Below are 17,450 nucleotides of genomic sequence, written 5' to 3'. Positions count from 1 at the left end.
ATCATGGAAAATTTTATCGTTTCAGCGCGTAAATACCGCCCTACTCTATTCGATTCAGTAGTAGGCCAAAGTCACATTACCACCACCCTTAAAAATGCCATCAAGTCTAATCACTTAGCACAGGCATTCCTATTTTGTGGTCCGAGAGGAGTAGGTAAAACGACTTGTGCGCGTATTTTAGCAAAGACCATCAATTGCCAGGATTTAGGTACAGATGGGGAAGCGTGTGGTAAATGTACTTCTTGCCATTCTTTCCAAGAAAATACTTCATTAACGATTCACGAATTAGATGCCGCTTCGAATAACTCCGTAGAGGATATTCGGAACCTAATCGATCAAGTTCGCTATCCTCCGCAAAACGGCAAATACAAAATCTACATTATTGATGAGGTTCACATGCTTTCAGCTGCTGCCTTTAATGCTTTTTTAAAGACCTTAGAAGAGCCACCTTCCTATGCTATTTTTATTCTAGCGACGACGGAAAAGCACAAGATTTTGCCTACGATTCTATCGCGTTGCCAAATCTTTGACTTCAACCGCATTCAATGGAAAGATATGGCCTCACACCTTTCTTCCATCGCGGAAAAAGAAGGAATTTCGGCGGAACCAGCGGCTTTAGAATTGATTTCCATCAAAGCGGATGGCGGTCTTCGCGATGCCCTTTCCATGTTTGACTTAAATGTGACATTCTCCACAGACAATGCGCTGAGACACGCGGATGTGCTGGAAAACTTACACATACTAGATAGCGATTATTACTTCCAATTAACGGATTTCTTTGTGAATCAAAACCACACGGACGCTCTCGTTTTATTAGATGAGATTATGCGCAAGGGTTTTGATGGCCAGCAGTTTATCGCCGGTCTATCAGAGCATTTCCGTAATTTGTTATTTGCCAAAGATCCTAAGACGCTTGCCTTAATGGAATTAAGCGAAGAGAATCGGGAGAAATTTCAAGCGCAGTCGGCGAAAACGTCTGCGTCCTTCTTATTATCTGCGATGAACCTTTGTTCTCAATGCGAGATTCATTACAAAGCAGCGAAGAACGCCCGTTTACACGTGGAATTAACATTATTGAAAATCAACTATTTGCCGTCGGTTTACCAACCTTCCGCATTTCAACCTGCGGTGGAGGGTGGCGCCGGAAAAAAGTCTGAGTCTAAACCGATAGCTGTGGCTGCGGTTTCGGCTGCTCCAGTGGCTCCCGTACAAGCAGCACCCGTACAAGTGGTCTCTGCTGAAACATCCCCTAGACCCACCAGTCACGGATTACGCAGTGCCAAGAAAGTGGTTAGTACTGGTCAAGCCGAACATGCAGCCGAAGTCATTGCGCAGGGAAAAGTTCAAAATGAGCCCTTCACTTTTGAAGAACTTCATTTTGTCTGGACTCAAATCGCACAAGGTTTCAAACAGGGTAATTTCATCAATAAATATGTCATGATGAATCGCGAGATTAGTCTTGTCGATTCCATTATTCATATCAAGGTAGAAGGCGAGGTTCAAATGCAGCAGTTTAATGACTCGCTGAAACTGGAGTTGTTAGGCACTTTACGTGAGAAACTGAAGAATGATGCCATCGATATCAGTTTAGACCTGATAGCTGGGGAAGTTTCGGACAAAAAGATGATTTATACGCAATCAGATAAATACGATTTCTTATCTAAAAAACACCCTATTCTTGTCGAAATGAAGCAAAGAATGGGATTAGATCACGAGTTTTAGCGGATTTGGCCCTGACCAATTCCAATCCATTTCTCTGTCACTAGTTTCTCTAAGGCGAAGGGGCCTCGGGCATGAAGTTTTTGGGTAGAAATACCAATTTCAGCACCTAAACCAAACTCTCCACCGTCCGTAAATCGCGTTGAAGCATTCCAATAAACGGCTGCAGCATCCACGGTTGATAGGAAAAACTTCGCTTCTGCCTCATCGCTTGAGACAATCGCTTCTGAATGTCGAGAAGAGTAGTTCGAAATATGTTCGATGGCCTTAGGCATATCGTTAACTACTTTAATCGAACAAGCAAAATCTAAGAATTCGCGACCGAAATCTGATTCTACCGCTTTTTCTAAGTAGGGATATGAAACCTGCGCTAAGGTTTCGAAAGCCGCGTCATCAGCATATATTTTAACCGAATAGCTCTGCATAGGCGATGCCACTAAGCGAAGAAATTCCGCCGCTATCGACTGATGCACTACGATGGTGTCTAATGAATTACAAACAGAGGGACGTGAAACTTTGGCATTCACAACAATGTTAACTGCCATTGCTAGATCAGCTGAGGCAGCTACATAGGTATGGCAAACGCCGGCGCCTGTTTCAATCGTAGGCACTAAAGATTCCTTGCGAACCCGCTGAATCAAGGCCTCAGAGCCACGTGGAATAATGACATCAATATAGTTGACCGCTGTCAAAAGTGTCGTCACATGCGCACGATCAGTTGGCATCAAATAGACCAAATCTGTCGAAAATCCGTGTTTTTCAAGCGCGAGGTGGATCAAATGAACTAAAATGGTATTCGTGTGAAAGGCATCTGAACCACCTCGTAAAACGACGGCATTTCCAGAGCGAATACAAAGCGCGGCTACATCAATCGTTACATTAGGTCTAGACTCAAAGATCACCCCTACTACTCCCAATGGCACAGTAATTTTAGTCAATTCCAAGCCATTCGGAAGTGTTTTATTCGACAAGACCTGACCCGCTGGATCTGGCAATTGCATTACAGAGAGGACGCTTGAAGCTAAAGCATCTAAACGCTCTTGTGTCAACAGGAGTCGATCCCGCATCGGATGATCGAAGGCCAATGCATCTACATCCTCTTGATTTTCTTGCAAAATTTTAGCCGTATTCTCTCGAATCAACTCAGCTAAACTAGCCAACACCCTATTACGCAATTCTCCACTTGTCATCGCAAGAGATGAAGCTGCAAAACGGGTGCGTTGAAATTGGGCTATAATAGAAGACATTAGCGTAAAATTTTGATTTGCTGGACGGCGCCGCCCTCTGTTGTCCAAGAGAACAGGTAGGTTCCCGCAGGAAATGCAGACAGATCCAACGATTGAATCTGCTCTCCTGACCCAAAATTAGCGTTTTTAGGGGACATAATCATCCGCCCCATTGCATCCGTGATAAAGTAAGTCACAAGTGATGGTTTATCTAAACTGAATTTCCATTGAAATAGTCCAGAAGTGGAAGGATTGGGATACACGATGGCTGAGGTATCTTCTTCACGCATAGCTAAAATAGGGCTATCAAAGACGACCATTTGCGCATCTAACCAAACCAGACGTCCTTGAATCCAGTTTTTCAACCAATTCACTTCATCGCTCAAGGTAGCTCCTACATAATAATTAGGCCAGATCTTTTTACCCATTAAAGGGTATTTTTGAAAATTCCTCGTCAACGGATCCTTCAAAACGACCTGCGCTGAATCAATGGTAGCAAAAAGGGTGTTCGTATTCAAAAAGCTAGACCGAACCGTCTTCCAGCGCGTTGCCAAGGCTTTACGAAAACTCGCATCCTGCATTAATTTATTCCACCAAAAAGGTACTTGCCAATAATCGTTTTTGCCCCCATCATTCTCCATCGCCTTATACACAAATCCATCGGTCTTCCAACCATTCAAATAATCCGCATTACCTAAAGCGATATTAAAATCCCAGGCGGGCCCCATTTTGATCTTACCTCCTAAAGATTCTTTGTCTTTGTACAGATAGGTACTTAAACGATATCCATCAACGTTCCTAGTGGCTTCATTTAAAATAAAATAATTCACGAAGGAGGAAACGTCTATATAATCCCGGAAGCTCGCCTTCGGATCATTCATATCCTCCGTCATCAATTTATTTTCCCAATTATTGATATAATCACGGATGTAAATCAATTGCTGTTGAGTAATAATGCCGTATTGGGGATATTCGATTTGAAATTCACATTTTTGGGTAGCGGTAATACCGGAGGTATAATTGCTTTTCCAAGAGGAAGATGGAGAACCGCTGCTTTTATCAATTTTCAGCAAATAGCCACCCGTCACATCGTCTCCCGCGTTTTCAGTGGGATATAAATCAGAGATAGGCACGCGATTCTTCCCCTGTTTGACTTTCTCCATTAAGACGTACACCCCACGGTATTCATCGTTAATAATTAGCTCCACAAATTTCGCTTTACTATGCAATAAACCGATACGTCCCGCCAAACTTTGAGCAATAAAATCACGCATAAAGGAGCGGTCATTATAGGATGCGTTCAATACCCAATCCGTTTCTTCTGGCATTTGAAGAAGCGATAATTTCTTCGCTTTGACACCCGTAGAATCGGTCCACAGTTCAATACCATAAGGCTTTTTTACTAAGCCCGGCAGGAAGTAGAAATCTGCTTGCGAGGTAGATCCTCGGAATTCCACCCCTGCCACAGTAGAGATCGTGGGCGTAGAGGATACTTGATTTAATTGACCCGGACCATTATCAAAAATTTCCATTTGAACCGGGATTTTGGGCTCATCCTGAATGACACGTGTTTTGGTATTAAACCGAACGATGGGGAGATTAGAGACGCTGAGACTTTGGGAATACAGAAAAGAAGACCACAGCAACAGAAGACAAAGCAGGTTTCTTTTCATCTAAAAATCGTATCCAAGTGTTAAGTAGGTAACAGGAGATTTCACTTCCTTATTTTCTAGGCCAAAGGCATAGTCGAATTTTACAAAATAACCGAAAACAGTAGCTCGTGCACCAAACCCATACCCAACTAAGAACGGATTGCGGTAATCTGTCACCGTAGACTGGAAAGGATTCGTTTTTCCACCGTACACATTCGTATTAAATCCATTCGTTTTCGCGAAAGGACTCGAACCAGACCAGGCTGTCCCTACATCGGTAAAACCTACCAATTGAACTGAATTAAGTATGGATGATGATTCGATAGACATCAACGATTTTACCGGCACTCTTAGCTCTACATTCAATAACAAATGGCTGTTACCACTTAACTTATTTAATGCAAATCCACGAAGAGGAGCCACAAATTGACTCATAAAGACATCTCGATGCGCTAAATTGGCTAATCCCAATGGGGACTCTTGCGTCCGTGTTTCTTGCTTATTTAGCAACCAATTCTCCATCCCCCCTAACATTGTCGCTTGTGTTTTCGAACCCATTTGATGAGAAGCAGAAATGCGAGTGGCTAGATAAAACGAATTCGATAGCTTCTTGTAATAGCGCGCATCGACTCCTAATCGTACAAAATCGCCGGTATTCACGAGATCTTTATGTGCTTCCGCTGAAAAGTCTAGTCGCATTCCGGTCCGAAGGTTATCCCCTGACGCCACCGTATTATCAAATACATAGTTTATTTGTGTTCCAGCGTAACCCGAATAATCTTCGGGAACCGTCAAGGAATATTGAGAAAATAGGCGATTCGTCGAATACATTCCCGTGACAGACAATCGACTTAACAAATTGAATGGATAGGTTGCCGTTAAAGCAAAACGATTGAATCGAATCTTTTGGGCATCGGTTTCTGTATCTTGACCTAGGACCTTTCTGTCATATCGAAACTTCCAATCTAACTTATTCGCTAGATAACTATATTCACCCCAAATATCCGTATTACGTAAATTCGCCGTCAAAAAGGCACCCGCTTTAAACAAATGGTTTTCTAATAAGTCATTCGCTTTTACTTCATAGGCATAACCTATACCACGAATTGGATCTGACCTAAACTGCCCCTCTGAACTATTCATTACGAAAGAATTTTCGTAATCTAGAGGTCCTATCAGCTTGCCCGGTTCGCGTTTCAAACGAATACTTTGCTGCCTCTCTAAACGTGCACGTCTCGTTTTTTTAGCTAGATCAGTTGACTCTGAAACAACCGGGTCAACCGAGTTAACTACTATCGGATCAACGATGCTCGGAATCCAAGCAGAATTAGTTAATTCATCCACACTTGACCAGGTATATCGGCCAATTTTGTCCGCCAAAATCATGCGCTCTCTACTCGAAATTCCGGTAGGGGATAATTCAAAATTTTCCCATGCAACGGAACGCAAGGCCATTTGTTGAAAAGTAGTATCAGGCAAATGGAAGCGAATAAGACGGTTCCCATTGCTTTGAGCTTGTAAAAAATAAGCCACCGAATCTGAACGAAATTGAAAATTAAATACCTTTCCAGAAGTAGAAAACAAACGCGTAGGATTCTCAGGCTCATCAGGACTCCAGACAAAAGCTGACGTAAAAGGAGCAGCAGGAGCCGGTAAAGAGTCAATATAACGATCTGTCAAATACAGAATTCTATTATCCGGCAACCAATGAGCTTCCGTTTCATCAAAGGCATCCTTTGTCACCGGATTCAAACGATTTCGTTTTAAATCATAAATCCCTACATCCACCTGGCCCTTTTCCATTACTCGAACGAGCATTTTAGTCCCATTCGCCGACATGTCCATCTCTAAATAGGACAGGTTCGCAATCTTCTTTTTATCCTCCCCTTTCGCTTTTCCTGCCTTATCTACCGTAAAATTCTTCATCCATGAATAGCCCTGGTCAGCATACAAAACAGCTAAGGAATTCTTGCCATACCAAGAGAGCAAAGGACCCTTACCCTCTGAAATGCGGTTCACATCTTTTAAGCCGGATTGTAAAATAACCGTTGATTTCGCTTGACCAATCGTGTGTAAATGAACACTATAACGCCCAGCATCGTCACTCACCCAAACCTCGTGAGATCCATCTGGACTCAAGCGATACGAATGCATGACCGTGGGAGTCTGCGTAAACTCATCACTAGAAAATACCTTTTGAGAATTCACTTCCAGTTGCTTGGCATCATTCAAATAATAATCAAACCAGTCCTTTAAGAACTTCGAAAAAGGCTTGCGAATGGTACTCGCAATACTAGATTGTTCACTGCGAATGATTCGTGTCAAATTCAAGATATTGCCAATCGCTTGCTTCCCATAAATAGAGGCGATATAGGCCCAGATCGATTGTCCGAGCAATTCTGCCTCTTTACCTTTTGCCAAAGGGAGTTTGCGTATCTTATTTTCAGAGATGATTTGATAGGTAAAACGGCGCATTTCAGGAGAATCCCCAGAAGCGATATATGCGGCAATACCCTGCATATACCATTCGGATACATTTAACAGAAAAGAGCTTTGTAACACATCCTTTACACTACCACCATACAATAAATCGTGTAAATAAATAGCCGCCACTTGTTTTGTTAATGCTTGCTTAAAAGCCCCCAAATTATCCTTGAACGCGATTTCTATCCGAAACTTAGCTACGTTTTCTTGTTCAACTTCTTTCGCGTTAGCCAGCGAAATACCCCCATTGCTTTGCAACCAGGTTTCGTGATTCGGGTAAATAAATAACTTGATTTTTTGAACAGGCGAATAGGAGATTAGTTCTGTAACGCGAACAAAATCGGATTCTAAATAGGCCAAAGTAGATTTAGCCAACGCCTCATTTTTATCTAAATAATAGACCTCGAAATTAGAGCTGCCTACATATTTCCAAGCAAATTTCTGGTATTGTATCCGGTGATTTTCTGAAATCCATTGCGACCCTTGTGCTTTGAGCTGTATACTGCCAAAGATCAAGACAAACACTACCGCGATAAAAGAGGTAAAATTGCGCATTAGGTCAAAAGACTTTAAAACCAAATTTACTGATTTAAACGGAAAATAAATGATAAAATCGACGAATTGATACCTCCGGGTGAACAGTTGATTTTTCGAGGATTTCATCGGTCCATTGTTTGGCAAAATAAGGCATCAAAGAAACCCCTTTCGAACCAAATCCATTGAAAATACCGGCATCCACCTGTGAATGAAATCCCACAAAAGGCCTTCGATCCTGAGTGGCGGGCCTAATACCCGTTTTTTGCTGAACCAATTCAAAATCCTCTACACCCATCAAAGCTAATTTCTTCGTCAATTCCTCCAACGCCTCCGGTGTAGTCTCGTTTGTAAACTCCTTCCAACCATAGGTCGCACCCACCTTAAAATGCCGAGAACCTAGCGGCACAATAAATCCATTCTTGTTCAAAATATAGTCTTCAGGTGGCTCATCCGAAGTAATCTCCATCAACTCGCCTTTAGCCGGCAAGAAAGGTAAGCTAGCCCAAAGCGGATTTTGCTGCCCGTGAAATCCCTCGCAAAAAATCGCCTGATTTCCAGTGTATTCTGATTCGACGAGCAAACCCTTCGAAGCGAAATATTCACGAGAAACGCGTAACAGAGTAACCACATCTACCCAACCAGCCTTCTCCACCCAAACTCCAGTTGACTCCCAACGCAGATATCCATGGTGAATCTGGTCTTTTCTTTCTATTAGCCAGCTCCTCATCTCCTCATTGGCAAAGGGACGGAAAAGTGGCATCGGGTAAAAAAAACGCGTTTCTAAAATCGCCTCTAAGCGCGGGTAAAATTCAAATAGATAAGGAAATAATTCGTCCGCCAGCCAAGTCTGTTCTAATTTCCGACCCGTTACTGGGTTGAAAATTCCACCGGCTGCTTGAGAGGAATTAAAATGAGTGACAGGGGAATCCCAAATCTCAAAGGAAATTCCAGCCTCCAAAAAATGGTGTGCTAAAATAGTGCCAGCTAAACCCTGGCCTACAATGATGAAGGGTTTATCGTTTTTCACCTTGCACGCGACGAACGTGATCTAATACGAATTCAACTTGCTCATCCATCGTACGATAAGAGGTATCTAAATCGATGGCATCAGCCGCACGCTTCAATGGTCCTTCGCTGCGATTCGAATCAATCTCATCCCGTTTGCGCAAGTTTTCAATAATCTCTTCCAAAGGAAGATCTTCACCTTTTTGCAAAAGCTCTAATTTGCGGCGTTGAGCGCGAATATGTGGCTCAGCCGTCATAAATATCTTTAATTCAGCTTGAGGAAAAACGACCGTTCCGATGTCACGACCATCCATCACGATAGCTTTCTTCTCTCCCATCCGTTGCTGTTGAGCCACCATCGCATGACGAACCTCTGGAATAGCGGCCACTTGGCTCACTAAATCTGAAATGTACATTTTGCGAATCTCCCCTTCCACATTCTCCCCATTCAAAATCGTATCTGAAGCCTGCTTCGAAGGATTAAATTCAAATGTTATCTCGACATGAGCTAACGCTTCTTTCACAGCTTGCAAATCTGCTGTATTCACTTGTTGACGGTGAAAATACAGCGCCACCGCGCGGTACATCGCTCCGGTATCTAAGAAAGCATAATGTAAAGCCGCTGCCACGTGACGGGCTGTTGTACTTTTTCCACAAGAAGAGAAGCCATCTAAGGCAATGATAATATCAGACATGTACAAATTGATTAATGGCCTCGGCAACAGCCTTTGGCGCTTCGTAGGTTCCTTGATGGCCCACGTTTGGCAAAATTACAACCGATTTCTTTACAAAACGAGTAATGGACTCTGGAGAAATCAAGGCGTCTTGCTCTCCCATGATAAAAAGGAATGGAATATCTGTCGTTTGAACAAAAGTCGTAAAATCGCTGTGATCCCTCATCGCTTTGGTAGCTGCAATTAAGCCGGCTGCGGGCAAATTTCGGTACCTCTCTGCTAAAGTAGCTATCAGCTCCTGAGATACGGTAGCAAATAAATTAGGCAAGAAAGGCCCTATAAAAAACGCCGTACCCTTTTTTTCGAGTAAATCTGCTGTTCTATCTCGGTTGATTTTCTTTTCCTCCGTGTCTGCCACAAAAGTGGAATGTAGCATCACCACTTGCTTCACACGATCCGGAAATTGAGACGCTATCTCTAAGGCAATGTAGCCGCCCATCGAATGACCGACCAGGATAAAATTGGCCTCTGAAGGCAATTGAGCAACTATTTTTCGCGCATAATCTGCTAAAGTGGCGCAATCAGTCCATTCTGCATACGCAGGACAAATAGTGGGAAATGGCCAGGTGTGGAAAGGCAAAAAGTCTGCCCACACCCGTTCATCTTCTCCAAAACCATGCAAAAATACAAGCTGAGTAGCTAGCATATTAAGCGACCACTTTCATTTGATGGAATACCGTTCTTTCGAACTTCGATTTCGCATAATTCAAATCCACCTCAAATTTCTTCATTTCCGACTGAGACGGAATTTCATACATGGCATCTATCATCACCGCTTCCATAATGGAACGCAAACCACGTGCGCCTAATTTAAATTGCATCGCTTGTTCTACCATATACACCAGTGCGTCTTGCTGGAAAGTCAACACAACCCCTTCCATCTCGAAAAGCTTCTCGTATTGCTTCACAAGTGCATTTTTAGGCTCCGTTAAAATCGATAACATAGCTGTTATATCCAATGGATTCAAGTAAGTAACAACGGGAAGTCGACCTAATAATTCAGGAATTAGACCAAAGGATTTTAAATCTTGCGCCGTCACATACTTCATGATCTGGTCCTTCTCGAATGATTCGTGGAAGGTATCATCTCCCGAGAAACCAATCGGGCGAGAGTTCAAACGCTTCGCGATGTGGCGATCGATGCCATCAAAAGCCCCACCACAGATGAATAAGATATTCTCCGTGTTAACGGCGATCATTTTTTGGTCTGGATGCTTACGCCCCCCTTGTGGCGGTACGTTCACAATAGACCCTTCTAATAATTTCAAGAGCGCTTGTTGTACCCCTTCACCCGACACATCACGAGTGATGGACGGATTATCTGATTTACGCGCAATTTTATCAATTTCATCAATGAAAACGATGCCACATTCGGCCTTCTCCACGTCATAGTTTGCAGCTTGCAATAGACGTGTCAAAATCGTTTCCACGTCCTCTCCCACATAACCCGCTTCCGTAATCACGGTCGCATCGGCGATACAGAAAGGAACTTGTAATTTTTGGGCAAGTGTCCGAGCCAAATACGTTTTTCCCGTACCGGTCTCCCCTACCATCAAGATATTCGATTTTTCGATCTTCACATCATCATTCGAAGGAGCCTGCATCAAACGCTTGTAGTGGTTATAAACCGCTACCGATAAATGCTTTTTCGCCTCTTCTTGACCAATGATATATCCGTCTAGGAATTCTTTTAAATCCTTCGGTTTCACTAATTCAAACGAATGTTTCGTGCCTGCTTTCGCTGCAGCCGCCACACCCATCTCCTCTTTTACCACCTCATAACCTTGCGTTAAGCAATTATTACAAATGTGGCCATCGATTCCAGATAACAATAAACCCACCTCGTTTTTAGGACGACCGCAGAAAGAACAACTCGTTTTTTTACTAGCCACTAGACAGTTCTCGTTAAAATCTCATCAATTAAACCATATTCTTTCGCCTCTGCTGCTTTCATCCAATAATCGCGATCTGAATCACGTTCGATATCTTCGAAAGATTTACCTGAGTGTTTTGCTAAGATTTCGTATAATTCTTGGCGAATTTTCACGATTTCACGCGCTGTAATTTCGATATCACGTGATTGACCTTGCGCACCACCTGATGGTTGGTGAATCATCACACGTGCATGCTCTAAAGCAGAACGCTTTCCGGCTGCGCCACCAGCTAATAAAACGTCGCCCATCGAAGCTGCAAGTGAAGTACAAACCGTAGCCACTTCTGGACGGATGTAGTTCATCGTATCGTAGATACCTAAACCTGCGTAAACAGATCCGCCTGGGCTATTGATGTACATCACAATGTCTTTCTTCGCATCCGTAGATTCCATAAACAACAATTGTGCGACAATGATATTGGCCATATAATCATCCACCGGAACACCCATAAAGATGATGCGGTCCATGATTAGACGAGAGAATACATCGATTTGAGCAAAACGCATCGGGCGTTCTTCAATGATGTATTGTGTCATATCTTCGATTTGGTGCATCGGGCGACTGCCGATGTTATTCATATATTGATCAACCGCAAGACCGTTCAAACCTCTGTGGTGAACCGCGTACTTACGAAACTCTTCTGATGATAACTCCTTTGGATACATAGATTTCAATGTTTAAAAATCAAATTTAGACTTTTTTAGAATTTATACTACCTAGAACACAAATATAAGAACCTTTGTTCACAGAAAACCCCGCAATTTGCGGGGCTTCCAAAAAATAGCAGGACAATGTTAAAATTAAAGCGCTGCTGCGATTTCTTTAAACTTGTCTACATCGATTTTCGTCACTTTGTGAGGAACATTCGCTACAATCGCAGCAGATACTTTGTCTGCGAACGCTTGGTTGTATAAGTTCATGAAGTTATCTGACTTCGACTTATCGCTCAAGTAACCCATCGCGATTTTCTCAATCATTTCTTCGATACCTGGCTCGTTAGACGATAAATAACCGCCAAACTGTGCACGTACCATATCTTTCGCTTTCTCTACTACCTCTGGATATTCCACTTTCACGTCGAATTTCTCAGCGATTTCGTTCTTGATCAAGTTCCAACGCATATCTTTCTTCACATTATCAAAATCTTGATCGATTTGTTCTGCTGTGAATTTACCCTCGTTGATACGGATTAACCAAGTGCGTAAGAATTTCTCAGGTAAGTCAATCTTAACTGCGTCTAAAATTGCTTTCTCCGCGTCAATACGCAATAAGTATTCAGCCTCACGCTTGTAGTTCTCTGTAACGATTGTTTCTACTTGCTCGCGGAAAGATTTCTCATCTGTCGCTTTTCCAGCCCCTAATACTTTATCAAAAAACGCTACGTTTAATTCCGAAGGAACTTGACGCGTGATATCTTCCACTACGAACGAAACCTCTCCTTTCAAATCAGCTACTTCGTCTTCTTTCTTTCCAGTTGCTAAAGCTAAAGCTTTCGCATCTACGAAAACTTTATCAATCGCAAATTTCAAGGTATCGTCTTTTTTCGCACCGATGAACACTTTCTTCGACTTATCGTTGATGGCGTGCATGGGGATCGCAGATTTCTCTACCCAGTCACCTTGTGTAAAGGTTCCGAAAACTAAATCACGGTCTTCAACAGCATCTGGATGTGTTTGATCGCCAAATTGCTTCTTCAAGTTTTCAATCGTTTCTTCGATTTCTTTCTTGTCTGCTTTGATTTCGTACGAGTTGATAGCTTTGATTTTGGCCAAATCCACCGTAAAATCTCCGTGGAAACCTAAATCATAGTGGAACGTAAATTCCGTATCTTTTTCCCAGTCGATTGCATCTGCCTCTTCTACAGCTGGCAAAGGCTCACCTACTAGGTTCAATTTATTTTCTTTGATATAATCAGAAACTTCATGACCTAACATGTGGTTGATTTCGTCTACTAGAGCAGATTGACCATATAATTTCTTCACAAGAGCCGCTGGAACCATACCTGGACGGAATCCTTTGATGGATGCTTTCTTGCGATAATCTTTCAATTTTGCCTCTACTTTTTCCGCGTAATCTGCTGGAGATACGACTACAGTCAAACGACCTTCTAAATCTCCTGCCTTGTTAAGTGAAATGTTCATTTGTTCTTATTTATAATTAGCCTTTAAAATAAAACCCTCAAAACCTTTTTGGTGTTGAGGGCTTGCCATTGGTACGGGTGAAGGGACTCGAACCCCCATGCCTCGCGGCGCCAGATCCTAAGTCTGGTATGTCTACCAATTCCACCACACCCGCGAATTTGGAGTGCAAAGGTAGTCAGCAATTTTAAAAATTCAAAAGCTTTTAAATATAAATATTGGATTAACTTTGGGCAAAAATAAACCTCCTATGAAATTCAGTCGCTGGTATGTGGCATTAATTGTATTCCTATTAGGAATCATTGCGACATTCATCTACTTAACTGAAACCTTTAAGTAGCTATGCAAGCACTCGATTGGATCGTTTTATTGGCTACGATTGGTGGAATTGTTGCCTATGGCAGCTGGAAAGGAAAGCAAACGAAGCATTCCTTACAGGGTTTTCTGTTAGCAGATCGAGAACTTCCCTGGTACCATATTTTACTTTCCGTGATGGCCACGCAGGCTTCAGCGATTACTTTCTTATCCGTTCCAGGCCAGGCATACCACGATGGAATGCGTTTCGTGCAGTTCTATTTGGGTTTACCTATCGCCATGATTATCCTGTCGGTGACCTTTATTCCGCATTATTTTTCGCTTAAAGTATACACCGCCTACGAGTTTTTAGAGAATCGTTTTGATGCCAAAACCCGGGTGCTCACCTCCCTCCTCTTCTTAATTCCGCGTGCCTTGTCTACGGGTGTAACCATCGCCGCCCCTTCCATTATCCTCTCTACTTTATTAGGATGGGATTTAACCTGGACCAATGCCGTGACAGCGGCTATCGTAACCGCCTATTGTATGCTGGGAGGATCTAAAGCCATTTCCTACACTCAAATGTTGCAAATGGCCGTTGTTCTCGTCGGGATGGTTTTCGTGGGGGGGTATATTGTTGCGCAACTTCCGGACGAAATCGGCGTGAAAGAGTCTTTGCAGATTGCGGGTAAAATGGGCAAAGTGAATTTGATCGATTGGAAATTTGACTTGAATAACCGCTACAATATTTGGTCTGGGATCATAGGTGGCTTCTTTTTACAGTTGTCGTATTTTGGAACGGACCAAAGCCAAGTAGGCCGCTACCTTTCCGGCATTTCTGCAGGAGAGATCAAAAAAGGACTTTTGATGAACGGATTCCTTAAGATTCCGATGCAGTTCTTCATTTTATTAGTGGGCATTTTAGTATTTACCTATTACCAATTCAACGCCCCACCTACTTTCTTTAACAAGAACACCGAGGCGGTTTGGGCTACAGTTCCGGGACATCAGGCCATTGATCAGGAGAAAGGGGCGATTTTCGAGGCTAAGAAATCCGCCATTCTACAAAAGGATTATTCCCGGTTGAATGACTTGAACAAGCAAGCAGCTGCTACCCAAGAAAAAGCGGTAGCCCTTTTAAAAGCGGCAAAACCGAAGACAGAGGCTCAAGACACAAATTACATTTTCTTGCACTATATCATCAATCAACTTCCCATCGGGATTGTGGGTTTCCTCATCGCGATGATATTGCTGTCGTCGATGGGCTCGATGGCTTCGGCTTTTGGGTCCTTGACTTCCACTTCAATGGTGGATATTTATGAACGATTTATCGCGCCAGATCGCGGAAATCAGCATTATTGGTGGATTTCCAAAATCATCACCTTAGGATGGGGTATGCTTTGTTTAGTCGTCGCGACTTTTGCGGTGAATATGGGAAGCCTGATAGAAGTGGTGAATATTCTAGGTTCTTGGTTTTATGGAACCATTTTAGGCATTTTCCTATGTGCCTTCTATTTGCCTAAAACGACGGGGACGCAAGTTTTTATTGCCGCGCTTATCGCTGAGGCTTTCGTGATTTATGCTTGGAAAGTAGAGTGGATGGCCTTTCTTTGGCTAAATGTATTAGGCTGCCTATTAGTGATGGCGATTGCCCTTGTATTAAGTCTTATTTCGGGTCCAAAACAGACATCGAAAACTTCACCGGAATAACCGGTTTCTCGTCGAATGAACGCTCCTTTTTAATGGAGTCGACTACCGCCATTCCTTTGGTGACTTTGCCAAAAACCACGTATTTCCGATAAAAACGACGGGCTTGTTCGGAATCTGTCACAATGAAAAACTCGGTAGGTGACGAGGATTGAAGTGGATTCCCTTCATCATAGCGAGCCATCGCAATAGTTCCTCTTTCAGGTCGCAGCTCATCCAAATACTCCGCCGGAACCAAGTAGTTCAAGCGATCAAAATACTCTCCTCCGCCCTGTATCCCAATCTCATACACATTGCGGTAGAAGTAGCGGTCTTTGAAATAACCCATCTTCACCAGGCGGATAAAGTTCACGGAATGCAAAGGTGTTCGATCATCTAACTCAAGTTCGAAGTCCCCTAAACGTGTTTCTACCTTTATCTTGCGCTCTGTGTTTTGAGCTGCCTGGGCCTGCAATTCCTCCTTGACTTTGGCAGGATCAATCCGCCAATTAGGCTTGCACGCAAAAATCAAGAAAGAGAATAAGATCAGGTAACGCATAAAAAAAGGGGGCCTTTCGAGCCCCCTAAATTAAATAAAATTCTAGACTAAGCGTGAGATGCTTTCTTTCCGAAGAAATAAAGACCTGCAAAAGCCACAATCAAGATCGATGGAAATAACACCATTTGCGCCATTGTTGCTTGACCTGCAACTAATGCGACTGCATCACCTGTCATTGTCTTAGCAGCCTCAGCGGTATTGGCATCTAACCAAGAACCGATGATAGGTTGGAAGATTGATGTTGCAAACATACCCATACCACCCATAATCGAAAGACCAAAAGCGCCTGTCAATGGAATGTTTTCTGCTACATAACCGATCATAGTTGGCCAGAAATAGCATACACCTAAGGCGAAGATAATCGCTGAAACGTAGACCATATTACCTGTAGCTCCGCTCATTAAGTAAACACCAACTGCGGTTAAAATAGCCGAAACTAATAATACGCCACCAGCATCTAATTTGTGAACAATAGGACCTGCGAAGTAACGACCTACGGCCATTAAACCTGTTACGATCGCTAATATGATCATTGGACTAGCTCCTGCTTGACCCATAATTGGCCCGATCCATTGTTCCGGACCGAATTCCGAGATCGCTGTTAAAGCCATACAAGCTAGCATAAACAAGTAGATAGGAGATAACATCGCTTTGAAGTTTTCACCTGTCGAAGCACCACCTTCTACTTTCGCTACTGGGAATGCTTGACCATAGAATAAATACGCATAAATAACCGCTGGAACTAAGATAGCCGCGATTTGCAATTGCCAGCCCATGTTGTTGTCTGTCATAAATTGAGACAACAAAGTCGCGATAACGATACCGCCTGGGAACCACATATGGAAACGGTTTAACATTTTAGTCTTGTCCTTTCCTTCAAACATATCAGAAATCATCGGGTTACAAGCAGCTTCTACCGTACCATTACCGAACCCTACGAAGAAAGTAGATAATAATAAAGTCCAAAAACCACCTGAGAAAATCGTCATAATAAGACCAATCACGTGCGTAAAGAACGCCACCCAAATGATTTTTTTAGGCCCTAAGACATTGTATAAAGGTCCTCCGATAATCATCGCGATAGGGAAACCTAGGAAAGCCATTTGGTTTACGTAACCTAATTGCTCGTTATCCAATTGGAAACTAACTCCTAGCTGAGTTAAAACACCTGCACGAATCCCGAAGGCCATAGAAGTGGTGATGAGTGCAAAACATGACGCCAAAAATAATCGATTGGCATTAACCGTTTGATTCATAATTGTTTGGGGTTTAGATAAATAGTTTAGATTGGTTATTCTTAAAAAAATTAAATTCTTCATTGGAAAAATCGTAACAAAAAAACAAAAAGTTTTTCGGATAATGGCATCTGGAGGCAATTATTTTTACGATTATCTCAAAAAAAGAGCGATTTAGAGGCTATAAAACCAAATTTTGCTCTATTTTTGTAACATATCTAAATCTATAATAATTATGATTCAAGGA

The 17,450-nt window shown here is 42.6% G+C and carries 13 protein-coding genes and 1 tRNA gene; 2 read left to right on the top strand and 12 right to left on the bottom strand.

What is annotated here, in order from left to right:
* Positions 1–3: 3 nt before the first annotated feature.
* On the top strand, positions 4–1,722 hold the full coding sequence (locus tag SKC35_RS01540; RefSeq protein WP_377977742.1) for a DNA polymerase III subunit gamma/tau: 1,719 nt from the start codon (positions 4–6) through the stop codon (positions 1,720–1,722).
* On the opposite strand, the gene SKC35_RS01535 is transcribed toward SKC35_RS01540, so the two are convergent.
* From SKC35_RS01535 to SKC35_RS01490, 10 genes are all read right to left on the bottom strand, one after another.
* Positions 1,719–2,966: a glutamate-5-semialdehyde dehydrogenase gene (locus SKC35_RS01535; RefSeq protein ID WP_377977741.1), complete on the bottom strand. Its 1,248-nt coding sequence runs from the start codon at positions 2,964–2,966 to the stop codon at positions 1,719–1,721. The two genes, SKC35_RS01540 and SKC35_RS01535, sit on opposite strands and share 4 nt — an antisense overlap.
* Positions 2,966–4,618 carry a CotH kinase family protein gene (locus SKC35_RS01530; protein WP_377977740.1) on the bottom strand — a complete coding sequence of 551 codons (1,653 nt, stop codon included), beginning with the start codon at positions 4,616–4,618 and terminating at the stop codon, positions 2,966–2,968. Before SKC35_RS01530 ends, SKC35_RS01535 begins: the two co-directional genes overlap by 1 nt.
* A complete protein-coding gene (locus SKC35_RS01525) occupies positions 4,619–7,636 on the bottom strand; it encodes a BamA/TamA family outer membrane protein (protein ID WP_377977739.1) in 3,018 nt (1,005 codons plus the stop codon). It lies immediately after the preceding gene.
* Between the two features lie 34 nt (positions 7,637–7,670).
* Entirely contained in the window at positions 7,671–8,645 is a 975-nt protein-coding gene (locus tag SKC35_RS01520) for an NAD(P)/FAD-dependent oxidoreductase (RefSeq protein ID WP_377977738.1), read from the bottom strand.
* Positions 8,632–9,318, bottom strand: a complete 687-nt coding sequence (gene cmk / locus SKC35_RS01515) for a (d)CMP kinase (RefSeq protein WP_130896147.1) — start codon at positions 9,316–9,318, stop codon at positions 8,632–8,634. Before cmk ends, SKC35_RS01520 begins: the two co-directional genes overlap by 14 nt.
* Complete coding sequence (locus SKC35_RS01510) at positions 9,311–10,003, bottom strand: alpha/beta fold hydrolase (protein WP_377977737.1); 693 nt, start codon at positions 10,001–10,003, stop codon at positions 9,311–9,313. Before SKC35_RS01510 ends, cmk begins: the two co-directional genes overlap by 8 nt.
* Before the next feature lies 1 nt (position 10,004).
* Positions 10,005–11,249: an ATP-dependent Clp protease ATP-binding subunit ClpX gene (gene clpX, locus SKC35_RS01505; protein ID WP_377977736.1), complete on the bottom strand. Its 1,245-nt coding sequence runs from the start codon at positions 11,247–11,249 to the stop codon at positions 10,005–10,007.
* Entirely contained in the window at positions 11,249–11,956 is a 708-nt protein-coding gene (locus tag SKC35_RS01500; protein ID WP_377977735.1) for a ClpP family protease, read from the bottom strand. The genes clpX and SKC35_RS01500 overlap by 1 nt, the downstream gene beginning before the upstream one ends.
* A 135-nt stretch (positions 11,957–12,091) precedes the next feature.
* Entirely contained in the window at positions 12,092–13,432 is a 1,341-nt protein-coding gene (locus SKC35_RS01495; RefSeq protein ID WP_377977734.1) for a trigger factor, read from the bottom strand.
* A 69-nt stretch (positions 13,433–13,501) separates the two neighbouring features.
* Positions 13,502–13,586, bottom strand: a tRNA-Leu gene (locus tag SKC35_RS01490).
* Between the two features lie 185 nt (positions 13,587–13,771).
* On the opposite strand from SKC35_RS01490, the gene SKC35_RS01485 reads away from it, so the two are divergent.
* Positions 13,772–15,433, top strand: a complete 1,662-nt coding sequence (locus SKC35_RS01485) for a sodium:solute symporter family protein (RefSeq protein WP_377977733.1) — start codon at positions 13,772–13,774, stop codon at positions 15,431–15,433.
* Here the strand turns inward: SKC35_RS01485 and SKC35_RS01480 are convergent.
* Together SKC35_RS01480 and SKC35_RS01475 are read right to left on the bottom strand one after the other, a co-directional pair.
* Complete coding sequence (locus SKC35_RS01480; RefSeq protein ID WP_269009018.1) at positions 15,390–15,968, bottom strand: peptidylprolyl isomerase; 579 nt, start codon at positions 15,966–15,968, stop codon at positions 15,390–15,392. The two genes, SKC35_RS01485 and SKC35_RS01480, sit on opposite strands and share 44 nt — an antisense overlap.
* A gap of 47 nt (positions 15,969–16,015) precedes the next feature.
* Positions 16,016–17,224 (bottom strand): MFS transporter, encoded by a 1,209-nt coding sequence (locus SKC35_RS01475; protein ID WP_377977732.1) that lies wholly within the window; start codon positions 17,222–17,224, stop codon positions 16,016–16,018.
* Between the last annotated feature and the right edge of the window lie 226 nt (positions 17,225–17,450).

The organism is Aquirufa originis (genome assembly GCF_042714495.1).
GTDB lineage: Bacteria > Bacteroidota > Bacteroidia > Cytophagales > Spirosomataceae > Aquirufa > Aquirufa originis.
This window is presented reverse-complemented; position numbering and strand designations above follow the sequence as displayed.

Bases quoted from the DNA above. Each gene is read 5' to 3' on its own strand.
- SKC35_RS01540 (WP_377977742.1), top strand. From the start codon at position 4: ATGGAAAATTTTATCGTTTCAGCGCGTAAATACCGCCCTACTCTATTC.
- SKC35_RS01535 (WP_377977741.1), bottom strand. From the start codon at position 2,966: ATGTCTTCTATTATAGCCCAATTTCAACGCACCCGTTTTGCAGCTTCA.
- SKC35_RS01530 (WP_377977740.1), bottom strand. From the start codon at position 4,618: ATGAAAAGAAACCTGCTTTGTCTTCTGTTGCTGTGGTCTTCTTTTCTG.
- SKC35_RS01525 (WP_377977739.1), bottom strand. From the start codon at position 7,636: ATGCGCAATTTTACCTCTTTTATCGCGGTAGTGTTTGTCTTGATCTTT.
- cmk (WP_130896147.1), bottom strand. From the start codon at position 9,318: ATGTCTGATATTATCATTGCCTTAGATGGCTTCTCTTCTTGTGGAAAA.
- SKC35_RS01510 (WP_377977737.1), bottom strand. From the start codon at position 10,003: ATGCTAGCTACTCAGCTTGTATTTTTGCATGGTTTTGGAGAAGATGAA.
- SKC35_RS01500 (WP_377977735.1), bottom strand. From the start codon at position 11,956: ATGTATCCAAAGGAGTTATCATCAGAAGAGTTTCGTAAGTACGCGGTT.
- SKC35_RS01495 (WP_377977734.1), bottom strand. From the start codon at position 13,432: ATGAACATTTCACTTAACAAGGCAGGAGATTTAGAAGGTCGTTTGACT.
- SKC35_RS01485 (WP_377977733.1), top strand. From the start codon at position 13,772: ATGCAAGCACTCGATTGGATCGTTTTATTGGCTACGATTGGTGGAATT.
- SKC35_RS01480 (WP_269009018.1), bottom strand. From the start codon at position 15,968: ATGCGTTACCTGATCTTATTCTCTTTCTTGATTTTTGCGTGCAAGCCT.
- SKC35_RS01475 (WP_377977732.1), bottom strand. From the start codon at position 17,224: ATGAATCAAACGGTTAATGCCAATCGATTATTTTTGGCGTCATGTTTT.